1 protein-coding gene is annotated in these 288 nt (G+C 64.6%); it reads right to left on the minus strand.

Annotation, left to right across the window (positions count from 1 at the left end):
• Positions 1-288 (minus strand): aryl-sulfate sulfotransferase (locus tag HMPREF3036_RS11730; protein WP_197457992.1); only part of this gene is annotated, 288 nt, incomplete at both ends.

A 288-nucleotide genomic window follows, 5' to 3' on the forward strand; every position in this document is an offset into this window, starting at 1 on the left:
CGACGGAGTTGACGTGAGCCCAGTTGCGGCCCGGGCCGACGCCGGCGATGTCGCCGAACTGGCCGTTTTCGTCCATCTTGGCGAGTTCTTCGGCGGAGAGCGTCTGGCCGGACTTGGAGGCGTCGATGTTGAGGCAGACGGCGCCCTGGTCCATGGCCTTCACGATGTTGTCGCGATACGGGTCAAGGATGTCGTAGAGACGGAAGTCGTCGACCACGCCGCCGTTTTCGTCAAGCTCAACGATCACGTCGCGAACCGTGTGGACGCGCTTGCCGTCGGGACGGCGGT

Origin of the sequence: Sutterella sp. KLE1602 (assembly GCF_001578585.1) — a bacterium.
GTDB classification, from domain to species: domain Bacteria; phylum Pseudomonadota; class Gammaproteobacteria; order Burkholderiales; family Burkholderiaceae_F; genus Sutterella; species Sutterella wadsworthensis_A.